This window comes from Psychrobacter sp. FME13 (genome assembly GCF_014861395.1).
In the GTDB taxonomy this organism is placed as follows: Bacteria; Pseudomonadota; Gammaproteobacteria; order Pseudomonadales; family Moraxellaceae; genus Psychrobacter.
Map to the genome: position 1 here is coordinate 1 of NZ_RRYV01000274.1, position 1,752 is coordinate 1,752.

2 protein-coding genes are annotated in these 1,752 nt (G+C 42.9%); one reads left to right on the top strand and one right to left on the bottom strand.

Going from position 1 to position 1,752, the window contains the following annotated elements:
* The first annotated feature begins 81 nt into the window (after positions 1-81).
* Positions 82-381, top strand: a complete 300-nt coding sequence (locus EI164_RS15910; protein ID WP_192520958.1) for a hypothetical protein — start codon at positions 82-84, stop codon at positions 379-381.
* Between the two features lie 260 nt (positions 382-641).
* Here the strand turns inward: EI164_RS15910 and EI164_RS15915 are convergent, their stop codons facing one another.
* Positions 642-1,622 carry an Hsp33 family molecular chaperone HslO gene (locus EI164_RS15915; protein ID WP_192520959.1) on the bottom strand — a complete coding sequence of 327 codons (981 nt, stop codon included), beginning with the start codon at positions 1,620-1,622 and terminating at the stop codon, positions 642-644.
* Positions 1,623-1,752 lie beyond the last annotated feature (130 nt).

Here is a 1,752-nt window from a genome sequence, read left to right on the forward strand (position 1 = left end):
AGTAGAGTTCAATAATGTACGTTGTGTCTTACAACTACTTTTGCAAGAGGTCTATTACATGATCTTGTTGCAAACTCTATCGTGATTAATATAGGTTCTGATAAGCAGAACTTACTACCCGTTTGGAAAGGTCATATTGTCATTGTTGCTTTGCTATTTTTAATATCAGCAGCTGTTCCTGCCTTTACTAAAGATATGGTAAATAATAGTCCTTTCCAAGAGTTGGTAACAGTACAAAAAATGCTTGCTGATGAGCCTAAAGTAAGTTCAGTTAGCGTATTCAAAAATACTCATACTTTTACTGATACGGAAAGTGGTGAAACGGTCACAGATAGTTTGAGCCTTCAGGTGTTTGTGGATAGCAATATAATCAGTGATTAAGATTTTGCGAAAGAGATAGCAAGAAAATCTTATAGCAACTATGCGCTAGCGGAAGAGTTGGATGTGGTTTATGTCACGCTAATATATGGCTACAACATAGCTATCGCTTCAAAATCACAAAGCTATAGCTACGAGTTTAAGCCCAGTGAGCTAGTAGAATAAATTTACTTTAGTACCTCATTTTATATAAAAGTAACAAACCCCAAGCATCACGCTTGAGGGTTTTTTTATAAGTAGTGATTTATAGTAAGTAAGGCAACTTACCCAGCAAATATCGCTGCTACATCATCTTTATTAAATCTGTAGATCTCACCGCAAAAACCGCAATCCATCTCAAACGTGCCGCCTTGCTCTTCCACGATATCTAATGCCTCTGCTTCGCCAACTTGTTCAATAGCAGCCTCACATTTTTCGCGTGAGCAAGTGCAACCAAATGACAAAGGAGCAGGTTCAGGGGCAACGATGTTTTCTTCGTGATACAAGCGATAGAGAATCTCGTTGGCATCAAGCGTCGTCAGCTCTTCGGCCTTGACTGTGCGTGTCAAGACAGATAAGCGTATCCATAAATCATCGTCGATACCTGCATCTTCGTTTTGCTCAACTTCATAAGTTTCTGCAGCAGTACGGGGTAACATCTGCACCAATATACCACCCGCTTGTAGACCATCCGATGCCAGGTTAATCAATGTTGGAATCTGAGCTGATTGCTTTTGGTAGTGGGCTAAGCAGTCTGCCAGATTGTCATGGCTGCGCTCAACGATACCTTGATAAGGCTCACCACCATCAGGCTGGATATTGATAAATAAGACGCCCTGTCCGGGTGCGCCTAGCTCCGCAAACGCTTCTTTGGCGTGGAGCATATTGTTCCATGCTTGTACCTGCTCATCAGTTTCAGCTTTCCAACTGGCAAGCGCTCTGATGACACCGTTTTGATCGCATTCTGCCATTGCCCAGTTAAGCAAGCTGTCGCTGTCCGATGACTGTAGTTGGATGGATAAACGACCATTTATTTTGACCGTGCTAATGAGCAAACTGGCAGCAGTCAGCATTTCACCCAATAAACGCTTGATGGCTTCAGGGTAGGGCTTTTGGGCAATCGTACTTGCATAGCTGCGTGAGAGGCGCACCACATCACCACGTACGGGAGAATCTTCGATAAAGAATCGTTGGCGCACATCGTTATCGCTGTAGTTGCTAGCGGTTTGGCTGTCCGTATTTGGGGCTTGAGTGTCTTGTGTCATAAGTCATTTGCAGTATTGGGAAGTTGTTAACTTTATGGGGATTCATCGTGATTTATCAATCAGCTCTTTTATTCTTAGGACTTACGCAACAATCAGTCTAGGCGAGCGTAACTGCTCGCAGAGATAGTCA

Coding starts and splice junctions, on each gene's coding strand:
- EI164_RS15915 (WP_192520959.1), bottom strand. CDS start 1,622: ATGACACAAGACACTCAAGCCCCAAATACGGACAGCCAAACCGCTAGC.